Here is a 16,757-nt window from a genome sequence, read left to right on the forward strand (position 1 = left end):
GTTAGAAACTTTCTACGATTCATTAAAATTGTCTCCCTGCTGAGATATTTCCATTTTAGGAATATTATGGATTAGTAACGAATAAGTGACGCACAGAATAAGCAAGTTAGTTCGCGAGTGCAATAAATCCTAGTGTTTTTCCTAAGAGTATTATTGCATAATCAGACTGAAATTTATGCATATTTTATATATATCAGATGGATAAATGGTGTTTTCTAATGTGAAATCGTAAGATTAATTGACTGTGAATATTACCGTGTTTGGTAAAGAAACAATAACAAGGCCTGCTATTTTTATTGATGTTTGTCTATTGTTGTTTCGCTGAATGGTGTCGGGAAAGATCTGATCAAATTAATTCAGTCCATACCCCGTCCTGAAAAGCTTCAAGCGGTGTGAATTTAGATTTATATGACATCTTTTGTGATTCCTTTATCCAATAGCCGAGATAAAGGTACTGCAATTTTCTTTGCTGAGATTCCTGGATAAGCCACAGGATCATATAGCTTCCCAGACCTTTATTGGAATGCTTGACATCAAAGAAACTATAGACAGCAGAAACACCGTCATTCACCCAATCGACCAGACACGTTGAAATGAGTTTATCTTCTGGGGTTCTAAACTCGATAATCTCTGTGTCTATGGGGCTGGTTTCAACCATTTCTTTGTAATCATGCCATGACATATCACTCATATCACCATCGCTGTGACGTTGCTCTACATAAGAACGGAAGAGTTCAAACTGTTCCTTGGTTGCTTTGGAGTTGTATGCCTTGGCTTGTAAGTTTTGGTTTTTATTCCAAATACGGCGTTGTGATTTTGTCATTTTAAAATCATCTGTGCGCACCCGTACAGAAAGACAATAATCGGAATTATTATACAGAGGACGGTACAGATAATTATGACTACGCCGAAATCCAGATTTTATAAGTAAATTATATTGTTGAATTGGTTGGTGGCTTGAAAATTCTGTTACCAGTTTACGTTCTTCTTCCCCATCTTTATAGGGGCAAGGCGAGGGAGGCGTTGTAAAGAAGAGTTGTGGCTTGGTGAACATCATGCACTAAAGTTTATTCGTAATTTTGGTGCTCAAGAATAAACAGGGCCGTTGTTCATGGTCAACGGCCCTGTCAGTTTTGCTGGTTTTGTTCCCAGTTATTGGGAAAGCCTATGCCAGTTTATCTGCCAACTTTACAAATGGACGGGTTAAAGCATCTGGCAAATTTAAAACTAAAACATCAGCCAATGTATTAAGGAAGCTCTCGGCCCAACGAACAGCTGGAATTGTAAAGGTTAGCGCCATAATCGGAAGAATATGAATTGCCCCGCCGACAACTAGGTCGGATAACCAATGGGCGCCTGCTACTGCTCGTGCTGTTCCGCCAAGTATCGCGATTGGGAGTGCGAGCCAAAAATATTTACGGCCAATAGCAAAATAAAAGAAGAAACCATAAATACCAGCAACAACAGCATGATTACCGGGGAAGCTGTCATCGGCACTTACTTTAGCTTTTAACCAAGGGACAAGTTCGTTCAAGTTATTGAATGTATCACTATAAATCAAAGAAGGACTAAGGGATTCATAGGATCGGAATGCATGTTTGGCAAAATAAACGCCAACAATAATGCCAATTCCCATAACCAGCATGTGCCCTAGTCTCAGACTAAGGGGTCTGCTTCGATCACCGATCACATACCAAAGGCAGGGAATTGCCATGATAAGCCCGTTCAGCTTATCAAATACCGGTGTATTTGAAGCAGCCCAAAAGACTTGCCAGGGTTCGCCCCAGGTTAAAGTACCATTGACGGCCCAGAAAAAATCAACACTAGCAGCGTGCCAAAGCTCACTTGTTGGTTCCCAGATATATGAAAGTCCGAAAAGAACGGCGAGGGTTATCAAAATGGTGAAATTTTTTATTCGCCACTCGGTTCCAAGTAGTTCACGCTGCATTTTTAATTTCTCAATAATAATCTGATACGAATTTTAGTCTTTATTACCGAGAAAAAATCGATAAGACCAGACTAAAAGATGACAGATTTATTATGCTTGAATGCGGCTAAATTATGAAGGGCGGCGATCTTATTCAAATCTGCCAGGTATTTTGTGGAAATATAAAGGTCGTTAGAGTGAAAACCCGTTATTTACTTTAGGATATTATCAATTGTTTCATTGGGAATTTCATCATTAACAACAACTGTATGAGTTAAAATATCATGCAAGGTTCTTTTCTCATCATTAAAAAAAGCGACAAGTAATATTAAGAAGCTTGTGGCTGGTACTGTCAGATAGAAAATAACCGTCGTCAGAAAAGCATGAACCAAGGTTACAGGCTTTCCATCCATCGTTATCATTTTGACACCCATTGCATTCATCCCCGGTGTTGCCCCTTGCTGTGACAAGAAATAGGTATGATAAACTAACGGAATAAATGACAGAAGCGCCAATAAAGGGGATAAAATTCCAAAAGACAGTATAGTTAAAACAAAGGCAATAAAACCTGCAACAAGGCCTAAAATTACTAATATGATAAAATCAATTACATAGGCAAAACTGCGATCAAAAATTACACCCCTTGTATCTGATGGGGTAATTCCAAATCTTAGTTTTTGCGCTACTCTGTTAAATCCTACGGCTTGTGTATCAGTCATTTCAATCAGATAGGGATGAAAAGCAATAATTCAAGATCTGTTTTATGTCGGGTCCGAGCTTATGGTATCGACATCAATGGATTTTCCTTGATCCATTTTTTTCTTCAGGACTTCATCGTCATCTTTTAGAAGAATGATTGAAATACGTCTGTTAATATCTGCTGTCGGATTTTCTTTGTCAAAGGGCTCTGTTGCGGCCAAGCCTTCAACAGAGGCGACACGGTCATTTGCCAGTCCCGCATCTATAAGGGCACGTCGGCTTGCATTGGCCCTTTCCGAAGAAAGTTCCCAGTTTGTATACCCGTTCGCAGCTTTATAGGGCGTGGCATCTGTATGCCCTTTGATTGCTATCTGTTGGTCAATATCTTTAATTGCATCTGCAACAAGGCCTAAGAGTTCTTTTGTATGGTCTAGCATATTGGATGTTCCGCTCGGGAACATAGAGGTGCCATTCTGATCGACAAGTTGAATTCTTAGTCCATCAGGTGTTTTATCTATCAACAAGTTTTCTTCTAGACCTGCAAGAGCTGGATTTTCTGCAATTGCTGTTTTTAGGGCAACGGCGGTTTCTTCGAATTGTTTTTGCTCTTGTTCGCGACGGAATTCTTCTAACTGTTCCTCATCTGCCTTGCCTTCGCCTTTTAAGGGGTCTTTTTCTGCGTTTGGATCTGTTTCTTCGCTGTCTTCTTCGGGGGGCAGTTGCATTTGCACACCAATACTTGAAAACTGAGACACTAAGGCTCCGTCTTTGGATATAGATTGCCCGCCTAATAGCCCGTCAGAACCACTTGTTGCTTTTGAGATGTTGGAAGAGGGAGCAAAATAGTCTGCAATTCCGTTTTTTTGCTCTTCTGTTGTGGCATTAAGCAACCAGAGAAGGAGAAAAAAGGCCATCATTGCAGTCACAAAGTCAGCATAGGCCACTTTCCAGGCGCCGCCATGATGTCCGCCGTGGCCGCCTTTCTTGACCTTTTTAATTATGACTTCGCCTTGAGCTTCCTCAGCCATTCTTCTTTTCCGAACTAACTAATATTATAAGAATATATACAAATTGGGGTGAAATTATGAGCCTTGGGGAACTTAAAGCGTTCTAACCCGGTGCAGGTAGTTCATTCGCAGCTTCTTCGACTTCGTAGAAGCTTGGGCGGACATGAGACATTAGGGTTTTGCGGGCGTACTCAACTGAAACGGTCGGCGCATTGCCTGCCATATGTGCGAGCAAGCCGGCTTTAAGGCACTCATAATATCTGGAATCTTCTTCAGCGACCTTGGTGAAGGCAGAAGCCATCGGCGAGACGAAGCCATAGGCAGCAAGAATTCCCGAGAAGGTCCCCACAAGCGCCGCACCAATTAGCTTACCAAGAATTTCCGGTGGCTCATTAATCGAACCCATTGTGTGAATCACCCCAAGAACCGCGGCAACAATACCAAGGGCAGGAAGACCATCACCCAATCCTGCCAAAGCACCGCCAACATTGGCATCCTCTAAATGGTGAACTTCGAGTTCTTGATCCATCAGCCCTTCAATTTCATGAGGGTTATCTGCCCCCAAACTCATCAGACGCAGATAATCACAAACAAAAGAAACTGCATGGTGATCGCCATGGAATTTGGGGAATTGAGAAAAGAGAGCAGATTCTTCTGGATTTTCAACATGCTGTTCAAGGGCTAACATGCCTTTGGTCTTGGCCAGTTTGAAAATTTGATACTGCAAACAAAGAAGCTCGAGAAAGTCTTCCTTTTTATAAGAAGGCCCCTTGATCATACGACCAAAAGCAGAGCCAATTCCTTTGAGTGTTGCTTTGGAGTTTGCGCAAACTGTTGCACCAACACCAGCCCCCAAGATAATTACGAATTCAAAAGGTTGCCAAAGGACACCCATGTGTCCGCCAGCCCCCATATAACCACCCACAACACAAGCTGTTACGACGATTAGACCTATAATTACTGTCATGACAGAAGTTCAATTCCTGTTAAAAGCCTTTTCTGCATCTTTGCGGAATAAGGTTAACAAGTCGTAATTATCTGTAAAAATTAGTTAAATAATCTTATGATTTTATAATTGTTTATTGACCTTAGCTATAATGCCTTCTCTTGCGGATCAGCATAGGTAAAAGCTCGACCATTAAAATAGCGCTTAAAATAAGAGCACAGCCAATTATACCGTTTGTTTCCAGTCGTTCACCCAATACGACTGCCCCGGCGATGGCGGCAAAAACTGTTTCCATACTTAAAATCAAGGCGGCATCGGCGGGCTGGGTATGAGCTTGACCAACAACCTGTAGGGTAAAAGCTATTCCCACAGATAGAATTCCGGCATAAGCAATCAGCCAAAAAGCAGACTTAAGTATTTCTAAGGTAATGGTTTCCATCGCAATAGCAAAGATAAAACCGATAACTGCCGAGACAGCGAATTGTATAGATGCAAGGGTTAAGGGCATGGACGTTCGTGATGCGACCAAGCCAACCAACAAGACATGTAGTCCCCAAAAGATGGTTGAGGTCAGAACAAGCGCATCCCCATAGCCCAGCTGTAAACTTGAATCAACGCCGCTTATAAGGGTGGTCCCTGAAAATGAGCACGCAATTGCAATCCAGGTAATCCAATGGGGTTTTTTGCGGAAAATAATAAGGCCCAGCAGGGGAACCATAGGGACATAAAGGGCGGTTAAGAAACCTGCGTTGGTAACGCTTGTATGAATTATACCGTATTGTTGAATAATTGTTGCGGTAAAGAGGATGACCCCAATTACCCCCATAAGGAAGAAATCTTTTTTAGATACAACAAGAAAAGGTTTCTCTTTTCGCACAGCTTTTTTCTTTTTCCATTCTCTCAAGGCGAGGGGGAGAACGACAAGAAATCCAAGAAAGAAACGGGCAGACGTAAAGCTCATAGGGCCAATAACATCCATCGAGACATGTTGGACAACAAAAGTTGACCCCCAGATAGCTGCAGCAACTAACAATATAAGGTTAGCTTGGATACGAGACATGGCCCTAAAACTCTCAACAACATAAACCGAATTCCGTTCAACTATCTGCTTTTGCATGCAGTTACAAGCATCGTGCGCTTTATAGATGGATTTTGTCGAAATTAGGAAACTTGATGATGAAAAAGAAGTCGCTTTCAGAATACTTTAGTATTTTCATGGGTAATATCTATCGATACAAAAAAATTCGGTTGTTTTTTCTATAACTTTGTTTGTAGGGTGCCGTTGCGTCCGCATGGGCCATGAATGCAGAATATGTAGAATACAGATTTATAGATAGAGTACTTGGGTATGGCATTTAACTCTGACGAGTTTCGCAAAGTATTGGGAAATTTTGCTACAGGTGTGACCGTTGTCACAACCCGGGATAAATCTGGTATTCCTCATGGTCTGACGGCAAACTCTTTTTCTTCTGTATCTCTTGAACCGCCTTTAGTGCTGTTCTGTATTGACAAGCGATCCAACTGTTTGCCTGCATTTAACGAAGCCGATGCATTTGCGATTAATGTCCTGACTGATGGTCAGAAAGATATCTCTGACCGATTTGCCTTTGCCGAAGAACGATGGGAAGGCGTCAAAACCTTTTCTATGAAAACGGGAGTACCAATTTTAGAAGGTTGCCTGGCTAATCTGGATTGCTCGATGCATGCACAATACGATGCTGGTGATCATGTTATTATTGTTGGTAAGGTAGAAGAGACATTGATCCAGAGTGAAGGTGATCCATTACTATATTTTCGCGGTAAATACCGTGGTGTCCATATTGAATAAAAATATCAAAATCTGCCGTTAGACACTTGATATTGTTATGTGAGTGCGAATTTAAGGTCGTTAATAAGATCATTGGAATCTTCCACCCCCACAGACAACCTTATTAAGTTATCAGTTATACCAATAGCCTGTCGGTGGGCGGAAGAGACCGCAGCGTGGGTCATCGATGCAGGATGCTCAACAAGGCTTTCTACGCCTCCCAAGCTGACAGCAAGAGCAAACAGATCCACACGCTCAAGGAAGCGCTTGCTTTCTGCCAAGCCCCCTTTGAGTGTGAAGGTTACAATACCACCCCCAGATTTCATTTGCTGTTTACAAAGTTCATATTGAGGGTGAGAAGGTAATCCCGGATACCACACTTTTTCAATTTGATGCTGTGTTTCCAAAAATCGTGCAATTTCTAGAGCGTTCTGACAATGGCGATCCATTCGTAATGCCAGCGTTTTTAACCCCCTGAGCGCCAGGAAGGAATCAAATGGTCCCTGAATTGCCCCCAAAGCATTTTGGAGATATTTAACTTTATCACACAGATCAGCGTTTTCTCCGACAACAAGTATCCCGCCAATCATGTCAGAATGACCGTTAAGATATTTTGTGGCAGAATGCATAACCATATCAATGCCCAGTTCCAGCGGGCGCTGAACCCACGGCGAACAAAATGTGTTATCACAAACGGTAATTATGCCTTGTTGCTTGGCAATTGCGGCAATCGCCTGAAGATCAACGAGTTGTAGTAGTGGGTTCGTAGGTGTTTCTATCCAGATCATTTTTGTTTCTGGTCTCAAGGCTGCCTTTAAGGCATCAATGGATGTCAGATCAACAAAATCAATTTCTAACCCCGCAGAACGTGGCCGTACATCACGAAATAGCCTGTGTGTTCCCCCATATAAATCATGCATGGCAATAACATGCGACCCACTATCCAATAAATCCAGCGCTGTACTTATTGCGGCTAGGCCGGATGCAAAAGCAAGTCCCAGTTGACCGCTTTCCAGATCAGCAATACAGCGTTCATAGGCCTGACGTGTCGGGTTTTCAGTACGACTGTACATGTACCCTTTGTTCGCACCCAAACCGTCCTGCACGTAGGTTGACGTGGCATAAATCGGCTGCATGATCGCCCCGGTACTGGGATCTGGTTCCTGACCTGCATGAATGGTACGGGTTGCAAAGGATAATCTATTGGGGCGTTTTACAGGGATATCAGACATTGGATAGCTTCGCTTATGATGATTTTAAATCGCTAACGATTTGAAACACTGCCTTTTCCGGGTTGCTTTGACAAGTTGTAAGAGTCTGCTCCAGAAGTGGTTCGATTGCTTCCTGATCAAAGAATGGTTTTTCTTGTGTCCCTGTTACATAACCATCTATCCAAAAGGCAAAAGTCATTAAATCATCCTGATCATCAAAGGCTGAACAGGGGACTTCTTTAAAACTTTGTTCAGATGCATTCACAGGTGAGCTTAGTAAATATAGGGGGAACAAGAACAAAGCCACGACGTGTTTGTAGTTGTGTGTTTTCATAACGAATACCTTTCAAAAAATGAAATGATATCGTTTGATAGCTGACATAATACTGATAAAAAAAGGGACCCGAAAGCCCCTTTTGATTTAGATTGAAATCACTCTTTAATCCGTTGATCTGGAAGATAATATTCTTGTGGAAATACCCATTTCCTGCAGGCGTTCAACGATCTCGTCAACATGTTCGCTATCACGGGTTTCAATGATAAAATCAATTTCGACCATTTTTGCCGGGACATCATAAAAATGTCTTTGATGCATGACGTCGATAATGTTGCCGCGGGCTTTGCCGATTTCACTAGAGATCTTGGCTAACAGGCCGGGTTGGTCGACCATTTCGGTTCTGATACGTACCAAGCGACCATCCCGCATCAAGCCACGCATCAACAATCCAGACAACATTCGGGCGTCTATATTGCCGCCACAGATAACTGTCGCAATTTTTTTACCCTTGAATTTTTCCGGGTTATTCAAGATAGCTGCAACACCTGTTGCACCAGCTCCTTCGGAAACAACTTTCTGTTCTTCAACTAGGGTCAGGATCGCTGTTTCAATCTGGCTTTCATCCACAAGAAAGATCTCTTCAACAAGCTGATCAATGATCTCACGGGTGATGACACCGGGCTCTTTAACGGCAATACCATCAGCCATGGTTGATCCGCCGGATGTGGCCGGTTGATGTTTTAAGGCCTGTGACATTGAGGGGAATAGATTTGCCTCAACGCCATAGAGCTCGATGTCTGGATTGATTGCGTTTGCTGCAAGCGAAATTCCTGACAAAATACCGCCGCCGCCAATAGGCACGATGATCGCGTCCAGATCGGGTTGTTCTTCCAGCATTTCCAGACCAATGGTTCCCTGACCGGCAATAACATGCTCGTCATCATAGGGATGAACAAAGGTCAAACCGTCTTTCGCGACGATTTCATCGACAACCTTGCGCGAATCATCCAGCGTTTCACCCGACAGAATAACCTTGGCGCCCAAAGCACGGGTGCGCTCTATTTTACTGAAAGGGGCTGTTTCGGGCATAACAATTGTGGCCGGTATGCCCATACGGTTGGCATGCAAGGCAACCCCCTGTGCATGGTTGCCCGCAGACATGGCAATAACGCCTTTTTCTTTTTGCGCATCCGTCAGGTTCTTGATCCGATAAAGTGCGCCACGATCCTTGAATGATCCACTAAACTGCTGACTTTCCAGTTTAAGGTAGAGTTCGCAATCCAGTATTTTAGAAAGCCGTTTTGCATGAACAAAGGGTGTTCGAACCACTTCACCGCGTATTTCATCCGCCGCCTGACGAATATCTTCAATTGTTACTGTCACCCTATCAATCCTAATATTTTTTTATTTAGTTTCGTTTGTCTTCTTTGCGCTCAACGTTAAGTGCTGTGCATTTTTTTCTACTTTTTTTCCATCAAGCTTCACATAATCTCCATCGCGCCAACGTAATAGAAAGTTACCGTAAAACTTTGACAGCGGGTTTCCCGATTGTCCTGTTGCGATCAGAAACCTTGAGTTATCAAGGTTATCCAGATCGTAAACAGCCCGGTAAGAGGGGCCATGAACATTCGGAAAACGCCATAAATCGCCATTTTTCATAGATGGACTGGCACGATTTATTGTGTCGTGTCCACCCGGCGTTGCGATTTTTAGTTTTAATAACTTACCTAAAATTGGAATTCTATCAAAAATTTGATGCTTGAAGCTTGTTGAGTGTAACTCTCCCCAGGTGATGTCTTTGTCCAGTTGCTCATAATTAGACGCAACTCTTCTGAGGCTTTCTGTCATCTGGGCGACACAGTTATCTTCATTGACGAGTTTTTCACCATATAAACACCAACTGTCAGGTCTTTCAGACAGGCGTCTTTGCAGCCGTAGTATGTTTGCTGTTTGGAAAGAACTGGCATCCGAGGGCAGACTTCCAAAAGCGGCCCGGTTTAACCAGTAAATCCAGTGATAGAAAATTGCAGGTTCCGTTGCGTTGAGAGAAAGCTGCCCATCCCACTCTGAAAGTTTTTGTTTTATGGTTTCACTCTCTGGGTCCGTTGTGGGTGTCTTGAGCAAAATTTCCAGAACTTCCAAGGCGGCAATTGATAGAGTATCCATTTGAATTGTCAGGTTATCTTCAACAGACAGTTTATCGCTTTGGTCAAGAAGTTGATGAATTCGACGGGCGCGATAGGAATTGGGCCAGTCCTTAGCGATCAAATAGGGATAATCATCACTGACGAGCTTATTATTTGCCGTGACCAGCTTTTGATCAACCGGGTTTAGGCTTTTGGGTAAATCCTTGTGTGGAATGATACCAACCCAATCATTGTCCCCGGTCCAGCCTGAAACCGGATAGCGTCCATCGCCTTGCTTACGAACAGGAACGCGTCCCGGCGCCATTAGTTGAATATTACCCAGGCGGTCAGCCATAACCAATGTTTGTTGCGGCGAATGGAAGTTCTTTACGGCGCGGGAAAAGTCCTCTGACTGTTTGGCGTAATTGATATCGTAGAGTGCCTGAGCTGTTAAGTCGTCTTTGCGTAACGCTGTCCAGGATAAAGCTAAAAGGTGCCCATCTTCTTTATTGGCCGTACCATTTAAAACAGGCGAAAGAATAGGGCCATGACGTGATCTGCGTACAGTAAGTTCGTGTGCAGGCTGATCCTTGATCAAAATTGTTTCTATGCTTTTCTCAAAATCTTTATATCCCTCTGGGGTTAAATACTGGTTTGGATCGTCGGGATTGAGCTTTTCTATAAATAAATCCTGTGTGTCGCTGTGTGTCGTCGTAAAGCCCCATGCAATATGACTATTATGTCCCAACACGAGAAATGGGACACCCGGCGACGTTGCACCGGCCCAAGTGTAATCTGGCGTTTCTATTCGTACCAGATACCAAGGCCCCGGGGCATCCAGCGCAAGATGCGGATCATTGGCCAGAATAGGCTTTCCCGTCGTCGTTTTGTTACCGGAAACAACCCATGCATTCGATGCGTCTTTGGGTGCCAGAGGCCAGGGCAAGGGGTGCTGCCCGGCAAAAATTCCTTGTGGTACGGCTTTCGACAAATCGAATGAGGCGATAATTTGCGGATCGTTTTTATCTTGAGGCCAAAAACGATCAACCTCTTCGGGTGACAGGTGGTTTAACAGTCTTTGCCGTAAGAGTTCGCGATTGAAATTGTCAGAAAGCTGGAGAGCCATAAGCCGCCCCCATAACAGAGAGTCCGTTGGCGTCCATTTTTCAGGTCGGTAATTTAACAGTTGAAATTCAGGGGAAAGCGTTGATGTGTGATTGTTAATATAGGCGTTTACACCAGCGCTATAGGCAACAAAGGCTTTTTGTACATTGGGGGAAAGAATTTCATAATTTTCTTCTACTAGCTTTTGAAAACCCAGGGTCCGCATAAACCGATCAATATTTAGCGTTGCTTCACCAACCACTTCTGACAGTCTTCCAGATCCTGCTCTGCGCATAAAGTCCATCTGCCAAAGCCTGTCTTGTGCATGTATAAACCCCAGTGCTTTGTACGCATCATATTTGTTCTGTGCCTTTATTGTTACAAGGCCTTGATCATCGCGAATAACATCAACCCTTTCCTGTAAGGCCTGAATTTGAATGTTACCGGTTAATTGGGGCAGCGATCCACGCATCCAAAAGAATATTCCTGTGCCAATAAAAAGAACAGTGAGGAGCATTCCGGCAAGACAGAGTATGGGAATTTTAATTTTACGAGACATTATAAACCCGAAAGAAAAAACAAATAAAATCCGATTGTTCAAGAAGGTGATTGAACCTTCTCACATGTTGCTTATTATGTCGCTTCTTATTTGATTTCTATTTCAGTATACGAACCAAGTCTGATAAAGGGCCACATTAAAATCAGGCCTTGAACTTGTTTGTGATTAAGGGGAACAAACATGGCCGGAAACTCTTCCAAAGTTGTCATCTTCGCAGCAATGGCCGGAAATGGTTTGATTGCGATAACCAAGGCGATCGCCGCTGCTTATACTGGTAGCTCTGCGATGTTTAGTGAAGCTATTCATTCTGCGGTCGATACCGGAAATCAAGGGCTATTGCTTTATGGGTTGCATCGGGCAAAGCGATCTCCGGATCAAAGACATCCTTATGGATATGGTCGTGAATTGTATTTCTGGGCTTTTGTTGTTGCTCTGCTGGTTTTTGCGATTGGCTCTGGCGTATCCATATACGAAGGCATCCACAAGGTTATGGAGCCTGAACCAATTCAAAACCCGATGGTCAATTTTGTTGTGCTTGGTGCTGCTCTCGTCTTTGAAGGAGCGGCGTGGTATATCGCCTTTAAAGAATTCAGGAGATCTGTTAAGGGGCGGAGTTATTTTGCTGCTGTCGCCGCGAGTAAAGACCCGTCAATTTTTGCGGTGCTTCTGGAGGACTCTGCCGCTATGCTTGGGCTTATGATCGCATTGATCGGACTGGGCCTGGGGCTATGGCTTGATATTCCTGAACTTGATGGTGTTGCCTCAATCGTAATTGGTATCCTGTTAGCTGCTATCGCGTGGGTCCTTGCATATGAGACGAAGGGACTTTTGATCGGTGAGGGGGCTGACCCCGAAATTGAAAGGTCAATCCGTCGAATTATCGCGCACCATTCCGAAGTTCTAAGAACCAATGAAATCTTGTCTTTGCAAAATGGCCCCATGGATATTCTGGTTACGCTGTCTTTGGACTTTAAAGACGATATTTCATCACAAGATATCGAAGCTGTTATTTCTAAAATGGAACGGCAAATCAGAACAACCCATGCCGATGTCAGAAAAGTATTTATCGAAGCGCAAAGCTGGCGCGGCCATAATCGCGCAGCCAATAGTAATTGATTGAAACTGACCAGTTGTTAGACCTGATCAGGATGCTTCAAAGTGTTGTGATTTTAAGCTTTCAATAAAACTTTAGGGCAATAACATAATCTTCTTACAATCTGTGTCGTACTATCTCTGGGTACAATTTAAAAATGTATCTCAGTTAGTCTTGACTTCATCATAAATGATATCACGTGTGACAGACTACATTCTGATATTTAAGGGTATTAATAATGACGAATGAAAACCTTGTAAGTGTTAGCACTTTATCACAACTTTCAGGCGCATGGCGTGATATTGCCCAGACAGCCGCGCGCAGTGTGGGACTTTCAAGGTCTGATACATCCGTTAGCACAAAAAATATCAAGAAGATGATGGACGAATGTCTAAATGGTCCGGGTGGCGATGTAGCGGCAAGAATGCGGACCGCAGATCTTGGGCGGGCCTATCTGGACCTGGATTTAGATGGGAAACGTATCTTTCTTAAAACACTGGCAGAGGATTTTTGTGCCAACGATGATCTGATTAAATCAGCAATTAATGAATATCAGACATCAAAAGATGAAGCAGAACGTATTATTGCGGCTTATCATCTTAGACAGGCGTCATCACCCGACCGTTTAAAGCTTTTAATGCAATTCAATGCGCTGCCAAATGGTGTTAAGTTTTTAGTCGATATTCGCGACGACCTTTTAAAGATAAAAGGCAAAGATCCTTATCTCAATGCTTTGGACCGGGATTTACAACAACTTTTGAGCTCTTGGTTCGATACGGGGTTTCTGGACCTTGTCGAAATGAACTGGAATACCTCTGCGGCTCTGTTGGAAAAACTGATCGCTTATGAAGCTGTTCACGAAATAGGTTCTTGGAATGACCTTCGAAATCGTCTTGATTCTGATCGGCGGTGTTATGCGCTTTTCCACCCGCGAATGCCCGATGAACCGCTTGCGTTTGTAGAGGTTGCGTTGGTGAAAGGGGTGGCCAAGAATGTTCAAGCGCTATTGGACGTAGAAGCCCCCCTTGGAAACCCGCGAAATGCTGATACAGCTATCTTTTATTCAATCACCAATACGCAAACGGGGTTACGTGGTATTTCATTTGGGGAACATCTGATCAAACAGGTTGTCCAACACCTTTCCCATGAAATGCCGTGGATAAAAACCTATGCAACCTTGTCACCTGTTCCCGGGTTCAGGGCTTGGCTTGCCGATCTGGATGCCAGTTTCTACGAAGATGCCGTTACGACGGACGAGATGGAACGCCTAAAGGCAAAAACCGGCGCAGATGTGGCCAAGACAGCGATCTTTCTCTGTTTTCAGGATCAGAACTGGTATGAAAATAAAGAACTCAGCGAACTATTGCGCGGCCCGCTTAGCCGTTTGTGTGTTGCCTATTTCCATGAGAAAGATCACAAAGGGCGCGCACTGGACCCAGTTGCCCGTTTTCACCTTAAAAACGGTGCACAGTTAAATCAGATAAACTGGTTGGGCGATACATCTGAAAAGGGAATTTCGCAAGCAAGCGGCATTATGGTCAACTATCGTTATGATCTGGCTGATATTGAGAAGAACCATGAAAGGTTCATGAATGACGGCTCAGTTGTGATGAGCTCACAGGTGCGGAGTTATTTAAAGCAACTCAGCGGTGAATTAGGTGAGGAAAGTACCTTTGCCAAGCTAAAGCGAACAATTGCGGGATAAAGCGCGTTTGATACCAACTTTGCTGCCTTCTGTACTCAAATAGCTCAGGAGTGAAAACCTTTTCTTAAAATCGAATCAATCTCATCATTGATGACTTGTTCAGCCTCTTTACGCCGCAGTCCCGCCCGAACAAGAACAAGAATACCCTGGTAAAAAATGAGCAAACGCGTAGCCGCTTGTTGTGGGGAAGGGGGTTTGGCTATTTGTCCTTTTTCAGCACAACGCATGATCTGTCTTTTGAATGCGGCCTCTAAAAGGGAAAATCCGGTATCAAGTTCTTGGGTGGTATGTCGCCGTCTATTGTTAAACTCGACTGCTGTGTTGGTCAACAAACACCCATTTTCCTGACCGTCGGCTTCATCCAGTAATGAATGGAAAAGATCTTTTATGCCAATAAGCGGATCATCTGCTTGATCCAGGAAAGTACTGATTCTATTTCGCACAACATTATTATTGTAGAAGCCAATCGCGATATCAAAGAGAGCTTCTTTTCCGCCAAAGGAATTATAAAGACTTCCCGATGTTAAACCCGTCGCCTTTTCGAGGTCTTTCACCGTTGTCGCTTCGTAGCCCTTTTCACGAAAGATATTTGCGATCTTCGCGAGTGTATCTTTTTCGTTAAATGACAGATTTCGACCCATATTATTCTCATAAAATTTTAGATTGATTATTTTAAAATAAATATTATAAAATAATTATTATCACAAGAAACTTATATTTTCTTTTGTTTTCAATTTTTAAGGGGAATGCGGAGTTAAAGAGAGACAAGTTTATTGGTGTCAAATTAGGCAAAAGAAAAATATGCAATTTTACCTATAATTTATGTCTGCTTCACCCTTACACGGTAAAATATTCAGAAAATGAACCAGATTGAGTCAGCTTCATGCTCGGAATTTTTGCAATCGCTTCTGTGGTATTTTTACTGCCAACAATTATTTATGTTAGCAGCGATGAAAAGATTCTTGGACGCCTGACTTACGTTTTCAGGATGCTGTTTTTATCTCTTTTTCTCTGGGCATTTCTGGTTATGAGCTTTACCAATGCCGTCTCTGTCGAAGATGTTTTAAAACTATTAAAAGATCCCATTGCTGATATTCATATTGAGGGAGGCTGGACTGTTTTGTCCGTTATTCTCGCCACAATGTGTACACAAATATGCTGGATGGTTCATCGTCTAAATCATATCGGTTGGCCCAAGTGGCTGGCGCTCTTGATAACAATCCCCGGTATCAACCTTGTTTTCGGTTTCTTGCTGACGACTATGCCCGGAAAAAGAATAGCAAGAGGGCGCTCATCTTTTTTAGATGATCACAACGATATCGAAACCGATTTTTCATTTGAAAATCCTTCTTCAAGCCCCGGTATTCATCGCCTGAATAAAGATCTATATGAATAAGAAAAGCCCGGCAAAATTACCGGGCTTTCTCATTATACACATAAAATTTTGTGTTTATTTATTGGGCTGTGGCGTCACACGCAGATAAGGTTTGTGTGCCACCCAGCCTTTCGGGAAGCGTTCTTTTGCATCTTCGTCGCTCAGGGCTGGAACGATAATTACATCATCGCCGTCTTTCCAGTTAACTGGCGTTGCTACTTTGTATCCATCGGTCAACTGCAATGAGTCAATAACACGCAGGATTTCATCAAAGTTACGTCCCGTGCTTGCCGGATAGGTAATGATCAGGCGTACTTTTTTCGCCGGATCAATGATAAATACTGAACGAACGGTCAGCGTATCGTTCGCGTTTGGGTGGATCATGTCGTAAAGATCAGACACTTTGCGATCAGCATCAGCCAAAAGCGGGAAGTTAAACTGGTGTCCCTGAGTTTCCTCGATATCGCCAACCCACTGTGTGTGATCCGAAAGGGGATCAACACTTAGGCCAAGAACCTTAACATTGCGTTTGTCAAACTCTGGCTTGAGTTTCCCGACATAGCCAAGTTCGGTTGTACAAACCGGGGTGAAATCTTTTGGATGAGAAAAAAGAACGGCCCAGCTATCACCAACAAAATCATAAAAATCGATTTTACCTTCGGTAGAATCCTGTGAGAAATCAGGTGCTGTATCACCTAAACGTAAAGTCATTGCAGCCTCCATTGAGGTGTCATAAGGAACGGAAAGAAATCCGCTGTCGAGATAAATATGAAAACTTGAAAAAGTTCCCGAAAAAGAAAAGTGATCTTACCCTGAAAAGATAGGGATTGGTAGTAAATATCCAACCCGTTTAAACCATTTTTTGTAATTGTTTCTTTATCTTTAAAACAAAAGACCTGAATTTTGCTTCAGGCCTTTTGC

At 43.1% G+C, this 16,757-nt stretch carries 16 protein-coding genes; 4 read left to right on the forward strand and 12 right to left on the reverse strand.

The window, feature by feature from the left end; all coding sequences use genetic code 11:
- Window positions 1-346: 346 nt before the first annotated feature.
- The 6 genes from WH95_RS15770 to WH95_RS15795 form a co-directional block, all read right to left on the reverse strand.
- Window positions 347-1,057: an arginyltransferase gene (locus WH95_RS15770; protein ID WP_046509066.1), complete on the reverse strand. Its 711-nt coding sequence runs from the start codon at window positions 1,055-1,057 to the stop codon at window positions 347-349.
- A gap of 108 nt (window positions 1,058-1,165) precedes the next feature.
- Window positions 1,166-1,948 carry a phosphatase PAP2 family protein gene (locus WH95_RS15775; protein ID WP_046509068.1) on the reverse strand — a complete coding sequence of 261 codons (783 nt, stop codon included), beginning with the start codon at window positions 1,946-1,948 and terminating at the stop codon, window positions 1,166-1,168.
- Window positions 1,949-2,139: 191 nt separating this feature from the next.
- Window positions 2,140-2,646 (reverse strand): RDD family protein, encoded by a 507-nt coding sequence (locus WH95_RS15780; RefSeq protein ID WP_052742080.1) that lies wholly within the window; start codon window positions 2,644-2,646, stop codon window positions 2,140-2,142.
- A gap of 42 nt (window positions 2,647-2,688) precedes the next feature.
- Window positions 2,689-3,654, reverse strand: coding sequence for a flagellar motor protein MotB (motB, locus tag WH95_RS15785; RefSeq protein WP_046509071.1), 966 nt, complete (start codon window positions 3,652-3,654; stop codon window positions 2,689-2,691).
- Window positions 3,655-3,736: 82 nt separating this feature from the next.
- On the reverse strand, window positions 3,737-4,600 hold the full coding sequence (gene motA, locus WH95_RS15790) for a flagellar motor stator protein MotA (RefSeq protein ID WP_046509073.1): 864 nt from the start codon (window positions 4,598-4,600) through the stop codon (window positions 3,737-3,739).
- A gap of 121 nt (window positions 4,601-4,721) precedes the next feature.
- Window positions 4,722-5,639 (reverse strand): DMT family transporter, encoded by a 918-nt coding sequence (locus WH95_RS15795; protein ID WP_046509075.1) that lies wholly within the window; start codon window positions 5,637-5,639, stop codon window positions 4,722-4,724.
- 288 nt (window positions 5,640-5,927) lie between these two features.
- Between WH95_RS15795 and WH95_RS15800 the strand changes: the two genes are divergently transcribed.
- The gene (locus tag WH95_RS15800) at window positions 5,928-6,407 is read left to right on the forward strand and encodes a flavin reductase family protein (protein ID WP_046509077.1); all 480 of its coding nucleotides are present in this window, start codon (window positions 5,928-5,930) and stop codon (window positions 6,405-6,407) included.
- Between the two features lie 35 nt (window positions 6,408-6,442).
- Here the strand turns inward: WH95_RS15800 and WH95_RS15805 are convergent, their stop codons facing one another.
- The 4 genes from WH95_RS15805 to WH95_RS15820 form a co-directional block, all read right to left on the reverse strand.
- Window positions 6,443-7,618 (reverse strand): trans-sulfuration enzyme family protein, encoded by a 1,176-nt coding sequence (locus WH95_RS15805; RefSeq protein WP_046509078.1) that lies wholly within the window; start codon window positions 7,616-7,618, stop codon window positions 6,443-6,445.
- 13 nt (window positions 7,619-7,631) lie between these two features.
- Entirely contained in the window at window positions 7,632-7,931 is a 300-nt protein-coding gene (locus WH95_RS15810; protein ID WP_046509079.1) for an HdeA/HdeB family chaperone, read from the reverse strand.
- Window positions 7,932-8,036: 105 nt separating this feature from the next.
- Window positions 8,037-9,257 carry a threonine ammonia-lyase gene (locus tag WH95_RS15815; protein ID WP_046509081.1) on the reverse strand — a complete coding sequence of 407 codons (1,221 nt, stop codon included), beginning with the start codon at window positions 9,255-9,257 and terminating at the stop codon, window positions 8,037-8,039.
- A 21-nt stretch (window positions 9,258-9,278) separates the two neighbouring features.
- Complete coding sequence (locus WH95_RS15820; RefSeq protein ID WP_082114192.1) at window positions 9,279-11,663, reverse strand: penicillin acylase family protein; 2,385 nt, start codon at window positions 11,661-11,663, stop codon at window positions 9,279-9,281.
- Between the two features lie 180 nt (window positions 11,664-11,843).
- Here WH95_RS15820 and WH95_RS15825 point away from each other — a divergent pair, with 180 nt between their 5' ends.
- Window positions 11,844-12,779: a cation diffusion facilitator family transporter gene (locus WH95_RS15825; protein WP_046509083.1), complete on the forward strand. Its 936-nt coding sequence runs from the start codon at window positions 11,844-11,846 to the stop codon at window positions 12,777-12,779.
- Window positions 12,780-12,994: 215 nt separating this feature from the next.
- Entirely contained in the window at window positions 12,995-14,461 is a 1,467-nt protein-coding gene (locus WH95_RS15830; protein WP_046509085.1) for a malonyl-CoA decarboxylase, read from the forward strand.
- Window positions 14,462-14,505: 44 nt separating this feature from the next.
- Here WH95_RS15830 and WH95_RS15835 read toward each other — a convergent pair whose 3' ends face one another.
- Window positions 14,506-15,102 (reverse strand): TetR/AcrR family transcriptional regulator, encoded by a 597-nt coding sequence (locus tag WH95_RS15835; protein ID WP_046509087.1) that lies wholly within the window; start codon window positions 15,100-15,102, stop codon window positions 14,506-14,508.
- Between the two features lie 242 nt (window positions 15,103-15,344).
- On the opposite strand from WH95_RS15835, the gene WH95_RS15840 reads away from it, so the two are divergent.
- Window positions 15,345-15,857: a DUF805 domain-containing protein gene (locus WH95_RS15840; RefSeq protein ID WP_046509089.1), complete on the forward strand. Its 513-nt coding sequence runs from the start codon at window positions 15,345-15,347 to the stop codon at window positions 15,855-15,857.
- 54 nt (window positions 15,858-15,911) lie between these two features.
- Here WH95_RS15840 and WH95_RS15845 read toward each other — a convergent pair whose 3' ends face one another.
- A complete protein-coding gene (locus WH95_RS15845; RefSeq protein WP_046509091.1) occupies window positions 15,912-16,547 on the reverse strand; it encodes a peroxiredoxin in 636 nt (211 codons plus the stop codon).
- Window positions 16,548-16,757: the final 210 nt, after the last annotated feature.

Origin of the sequence: Kiloniella litopenaei (genome assembly GCF_000982415.1) — a bacterium.
GTDB classification, from domain to species: Bacteria; Pseudomonadota; Alphaproteobacteria; order Kiloniellales; family Kiloniellaceae; genus Kiloniella; species Kiloniella litopenaei.

Bases quoted from the DNA above. Each gene is read 5' to 3' on its own strand.
- WH95_RS15810 (WP_046509079.1), bottom strand. From the start codon at position 7,931: ATGAAAACACACAACTACAAACACGTCGTGGCTTTGTTCTTGTTCCCC.
- WH95_RS15775 (WP_046509068.1), bottom strand. From the start codon at position 1,948: ATGCAGCGTGAACTACTTGGAACCGAGTGGCGAATAAAAAATTTCACC.
- WH95_RS15825 (WP_046509083.1), top strand. From the start codon at position 11,844: ATGGCCGGAAACTCTTCCAAAGTTGTCATCTTCGCAGCAATGGCCGGA.
- motA (WP_046509073.1), bottom strand. From the start codon at position 4,600: ATGACAGTAATTATAGGTCTAATCGTCGTAACAGCTTGTGTTGTGGGT.
- WH95_RS15795 (WP_046509075.1), bottom strand. From the start codon at position 5,639: ATGTCTCGTATCCAAGCTAACCTTATATTGTTAGTTGCTGCAGCTATC.
- WH95_RS15830 (WP_046509085.1), top strand. From the start codon at position 12,995: ATGACGAATGAAAACCTTGTAAGTGTTAGCACTTTATCACAACTTTCA.
- WH95_RS15770 (WP_046509066.1), bottom strand. From the start codon at position 1,057: ATGATGTTCACCAAGCCACAACTCTTCTTTACAACGCCTCCCTCGCCT.
- motB (WP_046509071.1), bottom strand. From the start codon at position 3,654: ATGGCTGAGGAAGCTCAAGGCGAAGTCATAATTAAAAAGGTCAAGAAA.
- WH95_RS15800 (WP_046509077.1), top strand. From the start codon at position 5,928: ATGGCATTTAACTCTGACGAGTTTCGCAAAGTATTGGGAAATTTTGCT.
- WH95_RS15845 (WP_046509091.1), bottom strand. From the start codon at position 16,547: ATGACTTTACGTTTAGGTGATACAGCACCTGATTTCTCACAGGATTCT.
- WH95_RS15820 (WP_082114192.1), bottom strand. From the start codon at position 11,663: ATGTCTCGTAAAATTAAAATTCCCATACTCTGTCTTGCCGGAATGCTC.
- WH95_RS15805 (WP_046509078.1), bottom strand. From the start codon at position 7,618: ATGTCTGATATCCCTGTAAAACGCCCCAATAGATTATCCTTTGCAACC.
- WH95_RS15840 (WP_046509089.1), top strand. From the start codon at position 15,345: ATGCTCGGAATTTTTGCAATCGCTTCTGTGGTATTTTTACTGCCAACA.
- WH95_RS15835 (WP_046509087.1), bottom strand. From the start codon at position 15,102: ATGGGTCGAAATCTGTCATTTAACGAAAAAGATACACTCGCGAAGATC.
- WH95_RS15780 (WP_052742080.1), bottom strand. From the start codon at position 2,646: ATGACTGATACACAAGCCGTAGGATTTAACAGAGTAGCGCAAAAACTA.